The sequence below is a fragment of the Brasilonema octagenarum UFV-OR1 genome, from assembly GCF_963888615.1.
GTDB lineage: Bacteria > Cyanobacteriota > Cyanobacteriia > Cyanobacteriales > Nostocaceae > Brasilonema > Brasilonema sennae.
Genome location: NZ_CAWPKW010000347.1, coordinates 1 through 20,385, shown reverse-complemented (window position 1 = coordinate 20,385; position 20,385 = coordinate 1). Strand labels below are relative to the sequence as shown.

15 protein-coding genes and 1 pseudogene are annotated in these 20,385 nt (G+C 42.9%); 11 read left to right on the top strand and 5 right to left on the bottom strand.

Features of this window, described 5'->3' with window-relative positions; genetic code table 11:
* The first annotated feature begins 79 nt into the window (after positions 1 to 79).
* Positions 80 to 523 (top strand): HmpF-related protein, encoded by a 444-nt coding sequence (locus tag AC5590_RS31390; RefSeq protein ID WP_169267174.1) that lies wholly within the window; start codon positions 80 to 82, stop codon positions 521 to 523.
* 24 nt (positions 524 to 547) lie between these two features.
* Here AC5590_RS31390 and AC5590_RS31385 read toward each other — a convergent pair whose 3' ends face one another.
* Positions 548 to 1,633: an ABC transporter substrate-binding protein gene (locus AC5590_RS31385; RefSeq protein WP_169267173.1), complete on the bottom strand. Its 1,086-nt coding sequence runs from the start codon at positions 1,631 to 1,633 to the stop codon at positions 548 to 550.
* 5 nt (positions 1,634 to 1,638) lie between these two features.
* On the bottom strand, positions 1,639 to 2,769 hold the full coding sequence (locus AC5590_RS31380; RefSeq protein ID WP_169267172.1) for an ABC transporter ATP-binding protein: 1,131 nt from the start codon (positions 2,767 to 2,769) through the stop codon (positions 1,639 to 1,641).
* A gap of 209 nt (positions 2,770 to 2,978) precedes the next feature.
* Between AC5590_RS31380 and mrdA (AC5590_RS31375) the strand changes: the two genes are divergently transcribed.
* From mrdA (AC5590_RS31375) to AC5590_RS31360, 4 genes are all read left to right on the top strand, one after another.
* Positions 2,979 to 4,832 (top strand): penicillin-binding protein 2, encoded by a 1,854-nt coding sequence (gene mrdA / locus AC5590_RS31375; RefSeq protein ID WP_169267171.1) that lies wholly within the window; start codon positions 2,979 to 2,981, stop codon positions 4,830 to 4,832.
* 453 nt (positions 4,833 to 5,285) lie between these two features.
* Positions 5,286 to 7,127: a penicillin-binding protein 2 gene (gene mrdA / locus AC5590_RS31370; protein ID WP_169267180.1), complete on the top strand. Its 1,842-nt coding sequence runs from the start codon at positions 5,286 to 5,288 to the stop codon at positions 7,125 to 7,127.
* 20 nt (positions 7,128 to 7,147) lie between these two features.
* Positions 7,148 to 7,618, top strand: a complete 471-nt coding sequence (locus AC5590_RS31365) for a transposase domain-containing protein (protein ID WP_248277338.1) — start codon at positions 7,148 to 7,150, stop codon at positions 7,616 to 7,618.
* A gap of 248 nt (positions 7,619 to 7,866) precedes the next feature.
* Positions 7,867 to 9,489 (top strand): DUF2079 domain-containing protein, encoded by a 1,623-nt coding sequence (locus AC5590_RS31360; protein WP_169267170.1) that lies wholly within the window; start codon positions 7,867 to 7,869, stop codon positions 9,487 to 9,489.
* 256 nt (positions 9,490 to 9,745) lie between these two features.
* On the opposite strand, the gene AC5590_RS31355 is transcribed toward AC5590_RS31360, so the two are convergent.
* Entirely contained in the window at positions 9,746 to 10,591 is an 846-nt protein-coding gene (locus AC5590_RS31355) for a M15 family metallopeptidase (protein ID WP_169267169.1), read from the bottom strand.
* Positions 10,592 to 10,691: 100 nt separating this feature from the next.
* On the opposite strand from AC5590_RS31355, the gene AC5590_RS31350 reads away from it, so the two are divergent.
* The 6 genes and pseudogenes from AC5590_RS31350 to AC5590_RS31325 all read left to right on the top strand — a co-directional run bounded on the left by AC5590_RS31350 (position 10,692) and on the right by AC5590_RS31325 (position 18,453).
* The gene (locus tag AC5590_RS31350) at positions 10,692 to 11,609 is read left to right on the top strand and encodes an AEC family transporter (protein ID WP_169267168.1); all 918 of its coding nucleotides are present in this window, start codon (positions 10,692 to 10,694) and stop codon (positions 11,607 to 11,609) included.
* Between the two features lie 204 nt (positions 11,610 to 11,813).
* Positions 11,814 to 12,523: pseudogene (locus AC5590_RS31345) on the top strand (S-layer homology domain-containing protein).
* Between the two features lie 201 nt (positions 12,524 to 12,724).
* Positions 12,725 to 14,632, top strand: a complete 1,908-nt coding sequence (dxs, locus tag AC5590_RS31340) for a 1-deoxy-D-xylulose-5-phosphate synthase (RefSeq protein WP_169267167.1) — start codon at positions 12,725 to 12,727, stop codon at positions 14,630 to 14,632.
* A gap of 537 nt (positions 14,633 to 15,169) precedes the next feature.
* Positions 15,170 to 15,286, top strand: coding sequence for a photosystem II reaction center protein I (locus AC5590_RS31335; RefSeq protein WP_169267166.1), 117 nt, complete (start codon positions 15,170 to 15,172; stop codon positions 15,284 to 15,286).
* A 264-nt stretch (positions 15,287 to 15,550) separates the two neighbouring features.
* Positions 15,551 to 18,049: a DUF3769 domain-containing protein gene (locus AC5590_RS31330; protein WP_169267165.1), complete on the top strand. Its 2,499-nt coding sequence runs from the start codon at positions 15,551 to 15,553 to the stop codon at positions 18,047 to 18,049.
* 104 nt (positions 18,050 to 18,153) lie between these two features.
* Positions 18,154 to 18,453: a HigA family addiction module antitoxin gene (locus AC5590_RS31325; RefSeq protein ID WP_169267164.1), complete on the top strand. Its 300-nt coding sequence runs from the start codon at positions 18,154 to 18,156 to the stop codon at positions 18,451 to 18,453.
* A 56-nt stretch (positions 18,454 to 18,509) separates the two neighbouring features.
* Here AC5590_RS31325 and AC5590_RS31320 read toward each other — a convergent pair whose 3' ends face one another.
* Complete coding sequence (locus AC5590_RS31320; protein ID WP_169267163.1) at positions 18,510 to 19,298, bottom strand: Rpn family recombination-promoting nuclease/putative transposase; 789 nt, start codon at positions 19,296 to 19,298, stop codon at positions 18,510 to 18,512.
* 152 nt (positions 19,299 to 19,450) lie between these two features.
* Entirely contained in the window at positions 19,451 to 20,155 is a 705-nt protein-coding gene (locus AC5590_RS31315; protein ID WP_169267162.1) for a pyridoxamine 5'-phosphate oxidase family protein, read from the bottom strand.
* Between the last annotated feature and the right edge of the window lie 230 nt (positions 20,156 to 20,385).

Below are 20,385 nucleotides of genomic sequence, written 5' to 3'. Positions count from 1 at the left end.
CTTAACTACTAACCACTAGCTATTCAAGAATTTATACTATCTTTATGTATTAAGTGTACAAAAACAAACACAAAATTCTATGCTGTATCTAGCCCAAGTGCATAAAAACGAATTTTTAAATCAGCTTCAGTTGCGATTATTAGCACGTGAGGAAGCTGAAAATATGTGGTCGCTTATTCCAGAAGAAGCTTTGATTCTTTTGGGTAAGGGCAAATTTTTAGCTGAGAACTTACTCGTTTTGGTAGAACTTTCTCCCGCAGGGGATATAGAAAGATTGGAAAATGCCACAAATTGGGTGCTAAATTTGGTGAAAGTTTACCTAAGCACTGGTATTACTCCAGAGTTTTTGCAACAGGAAGCGGATCGAGCAGAAGAGTGGCGACAAAATCTAACGTTGCAAAATCAAGATTTAGCACGTCGTTCATTAGAATTGGAAGCCCGTAGAGAACAAATTCAAGCCTTAGAAGAAAGTTTGAAACGAGATAAAAGTGGCGTTCAAAAAGAAGAGAGTGCTAGTTCTTAGATTTTGGATGACAGCCTCAGCATTTTAGCCACTGGTTAATTCAGTCCAGTAACGTTCATAAACTTCTTCAATTTGCCCTAAAGGAGCTATACGTTCACACTTATTGAGAATTGACTCTGGGGGAAACAAGCTGGAATTATTCTGCACTTTTTTTGGCAATTGCTCAAACGCTGCACGATTGGGTGTAGAAAGATTCAGGCGTTGACTCGTCTTTGCTGCTACTCCTGGTTGTAAAATCCAATTGATCCAAGCATAAGCCCCTTCTACATTTGGGGCTGTTTTAGGAATAACTATAGTATCTGTCCATAGTGAGGTACCACTTTTGGGAATCACATATTTTAGTTTCGGGTTTTCTTTAGAGAGTTTCACAGCATCTGATGAGACACACATTGCTAATAATAAATCTCCTGCCAAAATTTGATTGCGCCAAGCATCTGTTGTGAAGGCTGCAACTGATGGTTTTAGAACCTTCAACTTTTCATATGCTTGTTTAATTTCCTTTTCGTCTTTTGAGTTGTAAGAGTAACCCAGCATCCGCAGAGTTCCACCCATGACTTCTCGGATATCATTTAGCAACGTCATTCGCTTAGATAATTGTTCTTGATTTTGCCAAAGATAGTCCCAATCTTCTGGCGGATTTGTGAGCTTTTCCGAATTATAAATAAAACCTGTTGTTCCCCAATTAAAAGGTATACTATGGCGGTTATTGGGATCGTAAGTAGGGTTTTGAAACCGGGGAAAGAAATTATCTAAACCAATTAAGCGCTGATGATTTAATTCTGTGAGTAACCCTAAGTTGACCATTTTTCGCACCATGTAGTCACTTGGATTAATGACACTATAAGCACCTCCACCCCCAGCTTGCAGCTTACTTAACATAGTTTCATTGGAGTCAAACACATCCGCCTGTGGCTTGATTCCTGTTTGGGCGTTAAAGGTTTTGAATAATTCTTCATCTGTATATATATCCCAAGTATAAACAAAAAGTTGGTCGCTAGAACCTTTCGTTGCAGAATAAGCTCGCACATCACCGAGTCTCCAGCCACAACTCGCTAAAGATAAGCTAGAAACTGCTGCTATGCTTTTTAAAAATTTCCGTCTGTTAGTCATGACTTTTAAGTTTTAACTAAAGCCAAACAATCAGTCTCACCCCACCAAGCATAAATAGGAGTTTCACGATTTGGCAAATTACCAAAAGTATTGGGCTGTAAAACGGTCACGCGTACACCGTTTGTCAATTGCACAATATAATTAACGTGGGTTCCGAGATACATGATGTTGACGAGCCGTCCTTCAAAGCAGTTCGTTTGCAAACTGGGTTTATAAAGCGAAAGCTGAATTTTTTCTGGACGTACGCTGACGACGACCGCTTGGGATATTTCAGTTGGTGTGTCATGCTGACGAGCAACTACAATTGAGAATCCGGTTTTTGTAAAAATTATGACAGTTGAAGCATCTACACCTGCTATCTCACCTTCAAATAAATTAGTATTACCAATAAAATCAGCGACAAAGCTTGTGCGTGGTTGTTCGTAGATTTGACCTGGGGTGCCTATTTGTTCAATTTTGCCTTGATTCATCACAGCAATGCGATCCGACAAGGATAATGCTTCTTCCTGGTCGTGAGTCACCATAATAAAGGTCAGCCCTAGTTGTTGATGTAAATTTGAAAGTTCAACCTGCATTTCCTTACGCAATTTTAAGTCTAGCGCCCCAAGAGGTTCATCTAGTAGCAAGACTGCGGGTCGATTCACAAGTGCCCGTGCTAATGCGACTCTTTGCTGTTGACCACCAGACAGTTGACTGGGAAAGCGCGATCGCAACCCTTCCATTTTCACCAGTTCCAAAGCTTCTTTAACTCTGCTTTGAATTTCCGTCCTGTGTATTTTTTTTAACTGTAGTCCAAACGCGACATTATCCCAAACATTTAAGTGATTAAACAAAGCATAGCTTTGAAAGACTGTGTTGACAGGTCGGCGATAAGGGGGAACGCTTGTCATGGACTGACCTTGAATCAATACCTTACCAGCATCGGCTGTTTCAAACCCTGCAATTAAGCGTAGGGTAGTTGTTTTGCCACACCCAGAAGGACCTAGAATACTGAAGAATTCTCCGTGTCTGACGCCTAAGTCTACCCCGTGTACTGCTGGATCTTGGTTAAAAAATTTGAAAACGTTATGCAGTTCAACATCCAACGACTCAATAGCCGTCCTCCCAGCCTGATTCTGCGTCAAATGTTGAGCCATAATCCACCAGTTAGATCCTATTATCTTCAGTTTTTTTGTCTATTAATATAGTCGATTCGGCAAACCACAGGTTACACTTTGGTTGATTCGACTCTCCAAGAAGAATTTACAAAAAATATGCTGTTCCGGTTATCTTAACGCGGAATACAGAAAAGAATTTCACCTAACTTTATACCAATAAAAATTATTTTGGAATTGGATATTTTTCTATGTCTACAGTAAAGTCCCGTCCTAGCAGCAAAAATAGAGAAGTACGTACAGTCGGACAAGGTTTGCAGCCTATATTTTTTATTGTATTTACCTTGTTGATGATCACTGGTATCAATATTCGCTTAGGATATTTACAAATTATTGAAGGACATAAATTCAAGGAACGAGCACAGGCAAACCGGGTTAGGACAATTTCAAAACAACCAGAACGAGGTAATATTTTTGACCGCAATGGAAAACTGTTAGCGACAACTCGCTATCCGCGTTCTGTATACTTGTGGCCAATGGCACACACTAAGCCATCCTGGTCAGTCGTCGCTCCGCGTCTTGAGAAAATTCTTAATATACCCCAAGAGGAGATAGAAAAGAAGTTAGACGAGGCTGGTGCTAGCGCCACTAATTTAGTACGGATTGCTCGCGACCTCAGCGACGCAGAAATCACTGCATTGAAGGAGTATGAAAACGAACTACCAGATGTTCAAATTAATACAGAAGCCGTACGCTACTACCCGCATGGCAAGGAGTTAGCTCATATACTCGGTTATACTAGGGAGTTAACGCCCGAGCAGTTGAAAAAAAAGAAATCAGAAGGCTACCGGTTGCAAGATGTGATTGGTCAGATGGGGGTAGAAAAAGCGTATGAACAAGTGTTGCGGGGTGAATGGGGTGGTCAGCAAGTAGAAGTAGATAGTAAAGGTCGCCCAATTCGAGTCTTAGGAGAAAAACAAGCAAAAGCAGGTAATGATATTCACCTGACAGTAGATTTAGATGTACAAAAGGCAGCCCAAAAAGCTTTGACATTACCTAGGGGTGCAGTTGTCGCATTAGACCCCAATAACGGTGCAGTTTTGGCAATGGTGTCTCATCCTAATTTTGACCCGAATATCTTCTCGAAGCAAAGACTTTCCCAGAAGGACTGGCAAACTCTACAAGGTAGTGAACATCCCCTAGTTAATCGCGCCTTGAGTGCTTTTCCACCTGCGAGTACTTTCAAAATCATTACCACAACTGCGGGGTTGGAATCAGGTAAATTTTCTCCCAGCACAGTGCTGCAAACTTACGGTTCTCTGACTGTTGGGGGAGTTACCTTTGGTGAGTGGAACCACGCGGGATTTGGTCCATTGGGATTTCCGCGTGCTATGGCTATGAGTAGCGATACATTTTTCTACCAAGTTGGTCGCAGAGTCGGTGGTCCAACCTTGATTGAATGGACTCGCAAGTATGGATTTGGTCAAAAAACCGGCTTTGAGTTTTCAAATGAAGAATCAAAAGGTAATGTTCCAGATGATGCTTGGAAGCGAAAAGTCTGGAAGATGCCTTGGACTGTAGGCGACACTATCAATATGTCCATCGGTCAAGGTGCTTTGCAAGTCACTCCACTGCAAGCTGCGATCATGTTCGCAGTTCCTGCTAACGGTGGTTATAGAGTGAAACCACACTTGCTCAAAGACCATGAAGAAGCAAAGAACTGGCGGGAATCTCTGAATATGAAACCAAGTACTATCAAAGTTCTCCGCGAAGGATTGCGCAAAGTAGTCACAGAAGGTACCGGAACACGATTAAACCTACCATCAATTGCCCCTGCTGCGGGTAAGAGTGGTACTGCTGAAGCTGGTATTAATCGCCCAAATCATACTTGGTTTGGAGCATACGCCCCAGCAGATAAGCCAGAGATAGTCGTTGTAGCGTTTGGTGAAAACTCTGGTGGACACGGTGGTACCGACTGCGGGCCAATTGTCTTACAGGTCTTGCAAGAGTATTTTCAGAAGAAGCATCCAGGTAAGTATCAAAAATCTGAGTCTGAAGAATCAAAAGTGAAAACTAGAAACTCAAGAGGTAGATCTGGAGATTAACAACAAAGAACGCAGAACACAGTTCTCATAAGCACGTTTGTACTCAATGACCTTACCCCTCGGCTTAACAAGGGGTGAGGTTTTTCGTTTTTTACAGGACTTACCCAACACGCATGCGGCGATCGCCCCCAGCACTTGGCGAGCGTTTTCAGCCAAATTGTCACCAGAATCCCTAATTTTCTCTGAATAACGCTCATTAGACCAATGCGCAAAAGTGAGATTTTTGATGATTCTGTTAAGCGTTAAGCGTTCCCAACTTCTCCAAAAAGTCTATTGATGTATTTCCTCATGCAAAATACTGACAACAATTTGGTTTATTCTATATAACAAAAACCAAATCACAAATACTCCACTACCGGGGTTGTTTTTCTTGTAGTCCCAGGTAGAAATTTGGTGTGAAATTTGGCGCGATCGTATACAGTTCATGCGATTCTCGGAATCGCTATTTGTGACATGAGGCTACTGCAACAACCTCAATTAGCGAGCAAAAAAGAGACACGTACTGTAGGACGGGGTTTCCAGCCGTTGTTCTTCATCATATTTACCTTATTGATGACAGCTGGTATTGGTGCTCGTCTAGTATATTTGCAAATTGCGGAAGGTGCAAATTATCGCAAGCGAGCTGAGGCAAACAGGATTAGGATGATTCCCAAACAACCGGAACGGGGTAATATTTTTGACCGTAATGGCAAGCTACTAGCAACAACTCGCTATCCGCGTTCTGTCTACCTGTGGCCAATGGCACACACCAAGCCTTCCTGGTCAATCGTCGGTCCGCGTCTGTCCACAATTCTCAACATTACTGTAGAAGAGATAGAAAAGAAATTAGACGACGCTGGTTCTAACTCTTCTTTAGTGCGGATTGCTCGTGACTTGAACGAAGCGGAAATTACGGTATTGAAGGAGTACGCTAATGAACTCAAAGACGTAGAAGTTCATACAGAAGCTGTACGCTACTACCCACAGGGTGACAAGTTAGCTCACGTGCTGGGTTATACTAGAGAATTGACACCCGAACAGTTGAAACGAAAGAAACAAGAAGGTTATCGCTCAGGAGATATGATTGGTCAAATGGGGGTAGAAAAGGCGTATGAACAACTACTGCGGGGTGAATGGGGTGGTCAGCAAGTAGAAGTAGATGGTAAAGGTCGCCCAATTCGAGTGTTAGGAGAGAAACAGGCAAAAGCAGGTAGTGACGTTCACTTAACTATAGATTTGAATGTGCAAAAAGCTGCTGAAAAAGCTTTAACCGGACGTAACGGCGTTATTATTGCACTAAACCCCAATAACGGGGCTGTTTTAGCAATGGTGTCTCATCCCACCTTTGACCCGAATCTTTTTTCCAAGCGAAGACTTTCTAAAAAAGATTGGGAAAGTATACAAGGCGAAAACCATCCCTTGCTGAATCGTGCTGTTAGTAGCGCCTTTCCACCCGCCAGTACTTTCAAAATAGTCACTACGACAGCAGGGCTGGAATCCGGCAAATTTTCTCCCGATACAGTACTACCAACTTATGGTTCCTTGACTGTTGGTGGAGTCACCTTTGGAGAATGGAACCATGCTGGATTTGGTTCATTGGGATTTACAAGAGCTTTAGCAATGAGTAGCGATACTTTCTTTTACCAAATCGGTAGAGGAGTAGGTGGTCCTACCTTAATTGAATGGACTCGCAAATACGGATTTGGTGAAAAAACTGGCATTGAGTTCATCACTGAAGAAACGAAAGGTCATATTCCAGATGAAGCCTGGAAGCAGAGAACGTGGAAAATTCCTTGGACTGTGGGAGATAGCATTAATATGTCCATAGGTCAAGGAGCTTTGCAAAGCACACCACTGCAAGTTTCTGTTATGTTCTGTGTCCCAGCCAATGGCGGTTATAAAGTGAAACCACACTTGCTCAAAGATCATGAAGAAGCAAAAAACTGGCGAGAATCTCTGAATATGAAGCCAAGTACCGTCAACACTCTACGTGATGGACTGCGGAAGGTGATAGCTGAGGGTACGGGTAAAGCTCTTAATGTGTCAACAATTCCTCCAACATCCGGTAAAAGTGGTACGGCTGAAGCATGGAAAAATCATGTGAAAGCAAACCATGCATGGTTTGGAGCATATGCCCCGGCTGAAAAGCCAGAAATTGTGGTGTTGGCATTTGCTGAACACTCTGGCGGTGGTGGCGGTAGTGTTGCTGCGCCAATGGTGTTACAGGTGATGCAGGAATATTTTCAACAGAAAACGGCTGGAATCTCCGTCTCTTCTAGGGCAGACAAGGTAGAGGGCAGGCGTTTTAGTCATTAGTGAGCCAGCGCGGACGCCACATGCCTACGGAGGGAGACCCTCCTGCAGCAGTGGCTCGTCTTGGGGAGCTACTGCGTTGCAATAATGCTCGCTTAAGGCAAATGGGAGGTGAAATCAAGAAAAAACTGTTCGCCTTTTATTTACGAGAACAAGTCATCCCATCTCAAACCATAACGAGCGCAATTATAAGTACCTCTTGTGTTAAGCAACGACAACGAATACTTTACACACATGTAGTTGTAGCTTTGGTAATCGCCATGAGTTTCTGGTCATCCGACTCTGTTGTATCGGTATTTAAAAATCTGATTCATGGCTTGGCATGTCTACGTATCAAGGATTTGATACGTTTTCAAACACCAACTTCTTCATCAATTACCGAAGCAGGGCAGCGGACCGGAGCATTTGTAATGACTCGTTTGTTTGAGATGGTCAACAAACCATTTTTTCTTGGTGCAAAATGTGAACCTCCGACTAGCGCCGCAACGTGCTAGCAACAAATTAAAGAAGCACATTTTTCTTCACTTTCTGAAAACCATGCTATATAAGTGTTATAAAATGTGCTTCTTAAGAGTAACCTGATTTGAGCCTGTAGATATTTGTTTTAAACTTTACTATCTAGTGCAGAATACTTCTTTTATGTCAATTTTTTCGCTCGTACTGCCTATCTAGCTTTTCGCAATGCTTAGCGGCACAAACATCTACACAAGAGTATTTTTAGAACTATTGGATTTAAATAGTAATGCTTGAAAAGCGCTTTGACCTAATCAAAAACAATTTTGGCTTGAAGATTGCACTGACATTAGCAGCATCTTTTTTCATCTTAATGCTAGTTTTTTGCCTTCATCGCTTCTACACTTTCTACGCATCTTACGACCAAGGTCTTTTCGACCAGTTATTTTGGAACACTATACATGGACGTATCTTTCAAGGTTCTCTCTCTTCTGGTCAATCCAGTGCTTATACCCAAGATGGTCAAATACAGACAGTGTTCTACTGCCATTTAGGACAACACTTTGTCATTGATTTCTTGCTATGGATGCCCATATATGCATTGTTTCCCACTGGCGCGACTCTTGTTGTTTTACAAGTTAGTTTGATAACTGCTGCGGGGTTAGTCTTGTATGCTCTATGTCGCCACTATTTACCTCTTTCTATAGCTATTTTAATCACTACCAGTTTTTATGGAGCTAATGCTGTAATTGGACCAAATTTAGCCAATTTTTACGAGCATTGTCAGATTCCTTTGTTTGTTTTCTCTTTACTTTTGGCTTTAGAAAAACGTAAATGGTGGCTTTTTTGGCTCTTCCTAATTTTGATATTAGGAATACGGGAAGAAGCAGGAATAATTACATTTGGTATTGGTCTTTATCTATTTTTAAGTCGTCGCTATCCGCGCTTAGGTCTAGCTGTATGTTTAATTAGCTTCAGCTATGTCACAATCGTGACAAATGTAATTATGCCCTTGTTTTCTAATGATAATTCGCGACTTTACTTAACTACTCGTTTTGATCAATATGTTCCAGGAAATAATAGCCCCAGTACTTTACAGCTTCTATGGGGAATTATTACCCATCCTAAAGAACTGATACAGAGTTTGTTGACTCCGTTTGACAAGCGAGTAAAGTATTTTCTCGGTCAGTGGCTACCGTTAGCTTTTATACCTGCTATCTCACCATCAGCTTGGATAGTTGCAGGTCCTCCATTACTAGTGTTGTTGATGCAAGATGGTCAATCTGCTCTTGCTATGAGTATTCGCTATGCCTTAACTGTAGTTCCAGGTTTATTCTACGGCACAATTTTGTGGTGGTCTCAACATCAAGAGCGATTTCAACCAAGTTTTCGTCGCTGGTGGATCAGATTTATTATCCTATCTATTTTCTTCACAATTACATCTAATCCTAACCGTGCTTTTTACTTTTTAATTCCAGAATCTATTCATCCTTGGGTTTATGTTCCTCTAACTCGTCAGTGGGAACATGTCGGACATATCCGCTCATTAATGCAGTACATCAAGAGCGATGCTAGCGTTTCTGCAACTACTTATCTGCTTCCACATTTGGCAACTCGTCGGGGAATTATTCGTTTGCCAGCTATACAGTTACGACTCGATTCGGGAGAGGTTATAGACGTTGATTTCGCCTTAGCAGATTTGTGGCAACTGCAACAATATCAACCAGCCTTCAAGGGCGATCGCCAGCAACTGCAAGATTTTATAGCTTTTATTGACCAACTTTTGGCTCAAGGCAAGTATGGACTTGTGGATGTGCAAGATGGAGTTGTTTTGCTGCAAAAGAAAGTTGCTTCTCAACCTCAAGCAATAACGCGTTGGTTGGAGTGGAAAACACAAATCCAAAAAGTTTAGCAATATTCAGAAATTTTCTTCTAGCAATCCTATTTGATTTGTGAAAATCGCACATCCCAGATTCCCGACTTTTTAAAGAAGTCGGGAATCTTGTTGTTCACCTAATCGCAAGCACCCCTGCGCGGTTTTCCTTGGGAGCATCGGGAAGAGTGCAGCTACGCCCGTCAGGATGAGGCGATGATGGGCGCGTTGTCAAAATTTATTTTGTAGGCAGAAAAGTCAATCGAGCGAACAAATGCCTCATCTGTTTACTCCCTCATCTCCCCCCACTCCCCGACTCTTCCTGTTGTGAGATCTGAGCAGGTTTCAAATTTCTGGCTTTGTAGAAAGTTTCCAAGCTGTCGCGATCGCCCACAAAACGCCAGTGCCAAGGTTCATAACTCACACCTTGAGCATTGTTGTTAGGAAAGGATATTTCAAAGCTGAAACGTGCTGCATTCGCTTGTAGCCATTGATAAGCCTTAGTTTTTTCAAAGTTGGTAGTGAGATTTGTTGCTGGTACTGTGCCATCCCCAACATCTAAAGCATAACCTGTGTGATGTTCGCTATGACCAGGGGGGGCGCTGACAGCAGCCCGTTGCGCTGGCGTCTGATTCCGCTGGGCACCAACGGTAAAAAACAACTGTTCTTGCTCTTTTATAGAGCGAAAAGCAGAAACAGGTACTAATGCCACACCTGCATTCCGTGCGGCTGCTGCCATTTCTATAAACTTTTGCGCGGCTGCTTTTCGCATTCTCAGACGTCTATCACTAGAGATCGGTTGTAGTTCAGACTCAGGCGCTTCTGAGTAAGGAAAATGACCTAAAACTGTATTATCTTTTGAGGTGGCGGAATTACCCGATTTTGACGGAGTTGCGGGAGTTGAACTCGCAGGGGAAGGTTGAGAATCTTTCGTCTTTTTTGGTGTGACAACGAAAAATAAAAAACCGCTCGCAACGGCTATCAACAGAACTCCTACCACTCCACCAATGATCAAATACAACGGGCGAATGCTGACCTTTTTGGGTGCTGCATCAGGAGTATCACGCAAAGCTTCCGGAATATCTGAACCGGAACTAGATGGTTTGTTTTGCGGTTTCTCGGAAAACCCAGCATTATCCAAAGCTCAACTCCTGCGTTTGCTCAATATCATAACAAATTGTAAACTGGAGAAAAGGGAACGCAATAGGTAAAATCTTGCATCTACATCTATAGGTTTAATTTTGACAAACCTCCTAGAACTCTATCTCAAGTTAGTGTTCCTAGTCCTAGTAGGATACATTTTAGGACGCAGAGTGTCTACGACAGTTCCAAAGCGTTTGGCACAGTTCCTTTTTTGGATAGGAGTGCCGATAGGTATTATCGTTTTTCTACGCAAAGCTGACTTATCAGGACAAATTTGGATTGCACCAGCGATCGCCTACTGTGCCATTTTACTAGGAGCACTTTTCGCTCTTGCAGCAATTAAAGGACAGGCTTATCTCACAAATACCGCTCCCCGAAAATCGACTCAAGGGAGTTTTATCTTAGCGGCGATGGTGGGTAACACAGGATATCTTGGGTATCCTGTTACCTTGTCACTTGTTGGCACACAATACTTTGCTTGGGCGCTGTTTTATGATTTGCTGGGGACAACATTGGGAGCTTATGGACTCGGTGTTGCCTTGGCAGCTCGTTTTGGTGGTGGTATTCATAGTCATTTGCAGGTTCTTAAAGCAATTGCTATCAATCCCGCTCTATGGAGTTTTGGGTTTGGCTTGCTGTTTCGGGAAGTCAAAATCCCTGCACCCGTTGAATTTTGGCTAGACTTAGTTGCTTGGAGTATGGTAGCTCTATCTCTAATCTTGATTGGGATGCGATTAAGCAAACTGACTTCGTGGCACAGTTTACCAAGGGCAAGCATCAGCATCGCAATCAAAATGCTACTCGTCCCCCTGATTTTAGGTAGTATACTACCATTTTTTGGTTTAACTGGGACAATTGCACGGGCGATTGTTCTGCAAATGGCTATGCCGCCAGCTTTTGCTACGCTGGTGATTGCCGAAACTTTTGATCTCGACCGCGACCTTGCTGTGACTGCATTGGCTATGGGTTCTATGATGTTGCTACTGACTCTGCCAATTTGGTTGTGGCTGTTTTGATTTTAGGAAATTTCTCCGCACGCAACATTACTAAACAAAATGTCGTCAATAAATGTGCTGTGTTTAGGTGCAAACAGCTAAACCAAAGTTGGTAATTCTTGCATTCACAGTTGCAGTCCAAAGTGGTTGTTATCGTAAATTAGGGGTAGAAATCACCAACTCAAAATATATTTCATTTTAAATTTTGAATTTTGAATTGTTATCATGCGTCAGCTTCTAAGTACTCTTTCATTGGTCGGACTACTGCAATTAGTTCCTAACATAGTTTTTGCCCAAGAAAAACCCAGCACTGAAAAAACATCCAACCCAAGTGCACAGGTAGTTGCTGCCAAAGTGATGACGAACTACCCGGATGGACAGTTCTATCCAGAACGTTTGTTAAGTCGGGCAGAATTAGCCTCTATTATGGTGAAAGCTTTTCATCTGGAGAAACGACAAGCTGTTACCAAAGAGAATGTAAAAGTGACAGATGTCGCTTCTTCCAATCCAGCATTTAATGACATTCAGATAGTCTTAAAAACTGATATTATGAAAGGCTATCGCGGCAATCTTTTTTTTCCAAATCAAAGAATAACTAGGGCTGAAGCTTTGGCGATTTTTGCTCAGGCATATGGAGTCTTTCAGTTTCCAGACCAAACTGTAAATGAAATACTTTCCCAATATCCAGATGCCGGTTCTATTCCTGCTTGGGCAAAAAAGGCGATTGCCCAAAGGGCAGACGCCAGAGGCGTATCGCCACAGCAGCAACTGAAGGATTTATCAATACAGATACACAAGGCAATCTTTCACCCTCTCAACCCATGACTCGTGGGGATATGGCTTATATTTTGAGTAAATATTTGCAAAGACAACAGCCACAAGCCGAAACACCAGAAGTCCCAGGTGGTAATAATAGCCCAGAATCTTCTCGCTGAAGCAAGCATATACATTGTTTTAAGTACTCTTAAGATTTTACGTAAAACTTTGTAAATGCAAAGGTGTTGATTTCCGTTCTAACTATTGCTGTACCTCAACTTCAGTCTTGGTAAATAAATGCGAGACTGTATGAGATACTGCTTTACCTGAGCGTGGGAAAATCAAAAATACGAAAAAGTTAGAGAGGAAAACACTACAATATGCATTTGAGTGAAATTACCCATCCTAACCAGTTGCACGGTTTATCAGTTAGACAACTGCAACAAATTGCCCATCAGATTCGAGACAAACATCTCCAAACTGTAGCAGCGACTGGGGGACACCTGGGACCAGGATTGGGTGTTGTAGAGTTGACGTTGGGGCTTTACCAAACGCTAGACTTAGATCGCGATAAAGTCATTTGGGATGTAGGACACCAAGCATATCCTCACAAACTGATTACAGGGCGTTACGATCACTTCCATACTTTACGGCAAAAAGATGGAATCGCTGGTTACCTTAAGCGCGGTGAAAGTAAGTTTGACCACTTTGGCGCAGGACACGCTTCTACTAGTATTTCTGCGGCTTTGGGTATGGCTTTAGCGCGGGATATCAATGGCGAAAAATTTAAAGTTGCTGCTGTCATAGGTGATGGTGCACTGACTGGCGGTATGGCATTAGAAGCCATCAACCATGCTGGACACATGCCCAAAACCAATCTGCTGGTTGTCCTCAACGACAACGAGATGTCTATATCTCCCAACGTCGGCGCAATACCCCGCTACTTAAACAAAATGCGCCTCAGTCCGCCGATGCAGTTTCTCACAGATAACTTTGAGGAACAGTTCAAGCAAATTCCTTTCGTGGGTGAATCCCTTTCTCCGGAACTAGCACGGATCAAAGAAGGGATGAAGCGCTTGGCTGTTCCCAAAGTCGGCGCAGTGTTTGAAGAACTCGGCTTTACCTACATGGGACCTGTAGACGGGCATAATTTAGAGGAATTGATTGCGACTTTCCAACAAGCACATCAAATCCCAGGACCAGTTTTGGTACACGTCGCAACAGTCAAGGGCAAAGGCTATGAAATTGCCGAACTAGATAAAGTTGGCTACCATGCCCAAAACCCCTTCAACCTGACCACTGGAAAAGCCGTTCCTTCTAATAAACCCAAGCCCCCTGCTTACTCCAAAGTCTTTGCCCATACCCTAGTTAAACTCGCTGAACAAAACCCCAAAATCATTGGTATTACTGCCGCAATGGCAACAGGGACAGGGTTGGACAAACTGCAAGCCAAACTACCCGATCAATATATTGATGTGGGTATTGCCGAACAACACGCCGTCACCATTGCTGCGGGATTAGCAACTGACGGAATACGTCCTGTTGTCGCCATCTACTCCACTTTCTTGCAACGCGCCTTCGACCAAATCATCCACGACGTCTGTATCCAAAACTTGCCAGTGTTCTTCTGTCTAGACAGGGCGGGAATTGTCGGTGCTGATGGTCCGACTCACCAAGGCATGTACGACATTGCTTACCTGCGTTGCATTCCTAACATGGTACTCATGGCACCCAAAGATGAAGCAGAACTGCAACGAATGATAGTCACTGGTGTTGAACATACCACAGGACCAATCGCCATGCGCTTCCCTCGCGGTAACGGTTACGGCGTTCCCCTGATGGAAGAAGGTTGGGAAGCCCTAGAAATCGGCAAAGCAGAAATTCTCCGTAACGGTGATGATGTGTTGATGCTAGGTTACGGCACAATGGTGAATACGACACTGCAAGCTGCGGAAATTCTCTCAGAACATGGTATCGAAGCCACTGTGATTAATGCCCGTTTTGCTAAGCCTGTAGATACCGAATTAATTTTCCCATTAGCTCAAAAAATTGGGCGCGTAGTCACCTTGGAAGAAGGTTGTGTGATGGGCGGCTTCGGTTCAGCAATCGCAGAAGCGCTGTTAGATGCGGACATCGTTGTTCCTGTTAAACGCATTGGTGTGCCAGATGCTTTAGTGGAACATGCTGAACCAAATCAATCTAAAGCACAAATCAGTTTGACGAGTCCTCAAATAGCCCAAACAGTATTACAAGCTTTCTTCAAGCGAGAACTTTCTGCTGTCGGCTAAACTGTTGGCAAATCTAATGTAGGGTGTACATTGCTCAGGAATTATCCAGAAAGTGGGCAATGTACACCTTAATTTTTTGTGGAGGTAAATAGGTCAGGCAAAAGAAACGCGCATTTTATAGCTAAACCTTTGTTTGGTTAAAACCCTTGCCCCAAGTGCGCTCATAGGGATTGCCGGAGGCGCTTGCACGCCTAACGCTAAAAACTAATAATATATTTCGTCTGTTGCTAGGAAACATCTGTCTCAAGTAAACGTCTAACCCTAACTAGAGACATTAACGATCTCACCGCTTAAAATTAAGGAGACAAAAACGTCAGATAACCCTAAACTAGGACACTAGTTGCGCGGTTAAATTATTTGTTAAGTTTCTTTGCAAACAAAGTAAAAGACTTCTTACCTACTCGGTAAAAAGCAACTGTTTGGACATCTACGATCAGTGTTATCCAAAAAGAGAACAATATTTGGGTAAGATAAAGAAGCTATCTTTTCTGCATCGCAGACACTGGAAGCTTCTCATATCCGAAGGAGATATCTCTAATGCTGACTTTAAAAATCGTTGTTTATATAGTTGTTGGCTTCTTTGTCTCTCTGTTCGTCTTTGGATTTTTGTCGAACGACCCTGCTCGTAACCCTGGTCGTCAGGATGGCGAGTAAAAGCGCGACAAATCTTCATTCGACTACCGGAAGGCGGACTACATTTTACGCCAAAGGACACTTAGCTCAAATTGGGAAACCCTAACGCCCGTCGCCTGCATAGGAATACCTCCTGTGAGCTTACGCTCAGACTTCATAGTGTCCTCCTCCGGGGCGGCTTGCCTAAATCTTAATCTAGATCAAAGGCAACAGCTGGAAGGCACAATGTGTAATGTCCTTCCAGCTATTTATTGGCTGTTTGTTAGCTTGATTCGGTGCTAGATTATGCCTCATCCAGTTCCGCCGCCCGAACCGTCTCCTATTTTTGAATCTTCACAATCTGCAAATCCTATATCAGTCGTAACGACTGACACACAAGCACTAAAAAAACAGAAATCAGTAAGACAACAAGAAACGACTCCACTGCAAACTGCTGGGCAAAAGCCATTAATTTATAGTGCGAAAGCTTTAGCAGCACCAAGTGATCCGGAAAGTTTACCGCCGGAACTTTCTCCCATCACTGCTTCTAAAAGTGCAGCTTCACTGGGTGAGGTTTCAGTTGGCTATCCGCTACAGCAGCCCGAAACCACTCATCCATCCAATGGTGACACTACAAATCCACCAACTAAAACATTTTTTGCTGGAGAACCAGTTGCTCAAACACTCACTAAACTGAAAAACTTATCTCAAAAGGTGTCGCGACAGGTAATCAAGACAGCCCAAACACCAACTCAGGGTGAGGCCTCAACCGAAAAATCCCCGAATGAGCAACCAGTACACATCGAATTCAAGACTCGCAACCAAACAACTGATCCATCTACTCCCATCCCAAATTCCCAAACTCAGTCAGCACCAACAGAACCAAGGGTCACAACTGAGCAAAAAAGTCAACCATCTGGCACAACTCCACCATCCAATACGCCGACAAGTGGAGGAAGAATTGTGGAAGTGACTTCTGATAGACAAGAGTATGACGAGCAGCGGCGGATTGTCACGGCTGAAGGTAATGTGGTAGTACGGTTTGATGGAGCTGTTGTAGATGCCGATCGCCTGCAAGTCAGTTTGAACAATTTGATTGCAGTCGGAGAAGGAAATGTTGCTTTAACACGGGGCGGTCAAGTTTTACGTGGTGAGCGCTTTACTTATAACCTTGTCCAAGATAATGGAGAACTGACAAACGGCAGAGGTGATATTTTCTTACCAACAGCAGGGCAAGATTTATCTTTCCTACCCACGGACATCACAGCGGGAGGAACACCAGCGCGTCCTCTGAGCGATCGCATTACAGAAAATCAACCTTTGCAAGCAAGCAGTCCTGGTGGACTCAACATTAACGTAGGTGGTGGAAGCGGTGCGAGTAACCTAGCTGCGCCAAAACAAGGCGGTCAAGTCAGACGAGTACGTTTTGAAGCTGGACGAGTTGATTTTAATCCCCGAGGTTGGCAAGCAAGGGATGTCCGCCTGACGAACGATCCTTTTTCACCTCCAGAGTTAGTCATCAGGGCAGACAAAGTGACTCTGACGCGCGAGACGCCTTTACGAGACCGAATTAAGACACAGGGACAACGTTTAGTTTTGGATCAACGAACGTCTTTACCCATTCCCAAAAATGAGCAGGTGATTGACCGTAACAAGCGAGATGTTACCCCTGCGATCGCATCTATTGGCTTTGATGGAGATCAACGAGGGGGCTTATTTGTTGAGCGTAGCTTCCAACTCATCAATACAGAAGGGACGAGCTTTAGCATTGCACCTGAATTCTTCGCTCAAAAAGCAGTCACTGGTAACGTTGGTAATTTTGTATCGCTGTTTGGCTTAAAGTCAAGATTGAGGTCTACTTTGGGTCCACGAACGGATGTAACGGGTTCTGCATTGTTGACGAGTCTTGACTTAGGGGATATACAAAACAATTTGCGGGCGAATTTGCAGTTGCGCCAGTTCTTAGGTGATCAAAATCCCTACAAGGCAACATTTGAATATAGTTACCGCGATCGCTTTTACAATGGTAGCCTCGGCTTTCAAACTGTCCAGAGTAGTATTGGCGGTATTCTTACTTCTCCTGTGATTCCTTTAGGTAACAGCGGTGTCACTTTGAGCTATCAAGGTAGTGCTCAATATATTGATGCTGATGCAGCCCGTCAAGACTTGCTCAAACCTAACCGAGATAATGATCGCATTTCACTGAGTCGTCTGCAAGCGAGTGCAGCTCTCAATAAAAACTTTTTACTCTGGCGGGGAAAAGGATTACCACCGACACCTACTGAGGGATTACGATATACACCAAACCCAGTCGTTCCCTTTGTTCAAACTTTTGCTGGGCTGACAGGCACTACTAGTTATTACAGCAGTGGTGATACTCAAAACACCTTTACTGGTACGGTTGGTCTAGAAGGGCAGTTTGGTCATTTCTCTCGACCCTTATTTGATTATACCGCGTTTAGAGTTAGTTACTCCCAAGGTCTAAATAGTGGCTTGTCGCCTTTCAAGTTTGACCGTGCTGTTGATAACAGAGTATTTAGTGGCGAAATTGTACAGCAAATTTACGGACCATTCCGGGTTGGCTTTCAAACAACAATCAACCTCGACAGTGGGCAACGTACCAGCACCGACTACATCGTGGAATATAGTCGCCGCACTTATGGAATTACCTTGCGTTACAATCCAGTGCAAGAATTAGGTGGTATAAGTTTCAGGATTAGCGACTTCAATTGGAGTGGTGGTACTGATCCATTTTCTGATCCTTCTGAAGTTAAGCCAGTTGTCAATGGTGTCAGGCGGGATTAGCTTTTTACGTAAAATTTAGACGTGCTTCGTCGCGTGCGTACGTAATCGCAGGATGGGGATGCTTACGACGTAAATTACGAGGATTATCACTAAAATTTTAAATCATGATTACTAAAAGAAAACCCAGACATCCGGGAGAATTAATCAAGCGTCAATACCTTGAACCTCTTAACATGACAATCACTGAACTTGCCGAAATTCTTAATGTATCTCGTAAAACTGTTTCTGAGATAGTTAATGAACAGGCAAGCGTGACACCGAATATGGCGCTTCGATTGGCTAGAGCATTTCAAACCACTCCTGAACTTTGGTTAAATCTTCAGCAGAAATATGACGTTTGGTGTGCTGCTAATGAATCAGAAGCTTGGAAAGAAATATCGCCTATCAATCTACAAACTTGTTGATAAGCACAAAATTATACCTCACTTGTGAATCTTCTGCACAACGTTCTTAAGACTTTTCAACGCAAAGCATTTCTAATAGTGTCAGTATCCAATTCTAAAATTGTTGCTATCTCTTGAATACTCATCCCTCGTTGCACAAGCTTTGGCAAAATTTTTAACTTAGCCTTGATTTCGCCTTCTTCTTCACCTTCTGCTTTTGCTTCTTGATAAACTTTAGTCTCTTTCAGCAAGTTTAAATTCAGCATGGTTTCTATTTCCTCGCGGCTTAAGTTAGGAAATTTGTAGACTACGATTGTCTCTATAAATTCTACAACTTTCTTTTGGATGAGAGTATCAGTCAATTCCTCCTTAGCTTTGTTAATGAGCGTTTTTGCGAATTCTCCAGTTTTATTCTCACTCTCTACAACTAAGCGTACAATTCCTAGTCCCAAAGAATCATCTGGTACGTCTTCAAGTTCGTCTAGATAAAAGCGACGCAGATGAGGTTCCAACAAGGAACGATAACGTAGAGGATAGCTACGTTCATTGCTGCGTTTGTCATAAATGACTATTGCAAACCAGTCAGAATTGGGTGGCTGATATTGGGTAAAGTAAAGGAAAATACTTGTAAACAGTCGATCATAAAATTCTTCATCTTTGTAAAACTGAATCTCTACAAAATACAGTGGTTCATTAGAGAATTCTTCAAGAGGAGAAAATACTCCATCTAATCGGAAGCTTTTTTGTTTAATTTCTGGTGCGGTAAACTCATAAGTATTGGTGTTAATCTCAGGTTTGCCAATGATTTCAAAAAAGATGTTGGGAAATTCTTTAAATATCTCGTAGAAAATTGCATCTGTCTTCATACTTACGAGTTACGAATTTTTGAAACATTGTAAACTACGAGGATGACCACTTGGTTAAATCTTCAGCAGAAATATGACCTTTGGTGTGCTGCAAATGAATCAGAAGCTTGGAAAGAAATATCGCCTATTAATCTACAAAGTTGTTGAAAAGTTCACTCCCGCCTGTTATTTGGCTGCGCTTGGCGAGTATATTTTTCTATATATTTTGGTAAAGCAGTTTCTGTATGCAAACGTGGATCAGCAATCGCATCACCAGTAACCACTTGCAAAGGCAAAACACCCGCCCATACGGACAAGCTATAATCTTCCTCATCATCCAATGGTGGACCTGTCCGCACTTTGGCAGATGCTTCTGTAATAGGAAGAGAAAGCACTAAAGTTCCCTGTAATTCTTGACGATTGGGTGGACGTACCTCCGCCCATCGTTCTGGCACAATATGCTCAGTAAAAGCTCGTAGTGCTTCTAGTTTTTGCTCAGCGTCTTGTACAAGGGTAGCTGTACCAAATATCACCACAGAACGGTAGTTCATGGAATGGTGAAAAGCTGACCGCGCTAGTACTAAACCATCTAACAAAGTGACCGTCACACAAACTTCGATACCTGTAAGCAAAGAACGCAACATTCGACTTGCAGGTGAACCATGAATATAGAGTTTGTCTTCCACACGACCGTAAGCAGTTGGAATCACGAACGGTTGGTTGTCTACAACAAATCCCACGTGACAAATCAACCCTTCATCTAAAATTTGATAGATAAGTTGATGTTCGTAATGACCGCGCTGAGGAATTCGCTTAATTGAGGTGCGTTGTGTAGGGGTTAACTGTTCGTGGTTGATTTGATTGTTTAAAGAACTCATATTTATTAACTCCAATTACGATTCTTTTGTGGGATGGGCATCTTGCCTGTGCGCCTCGATTCTTGCTACAAAGACGTACTACTCCCTTCGCTGCTTTTAAATTACACAGGACTTACGCAAAATAATGAAAAATAAACCGCAAAGGACGCAAAGAGCACAAAGTTAAGAGGGTTTAAAAGGGTTTTTGCGTAAGTCCTATTACATATACTCTCTATTTTCTCCTCTGCGTA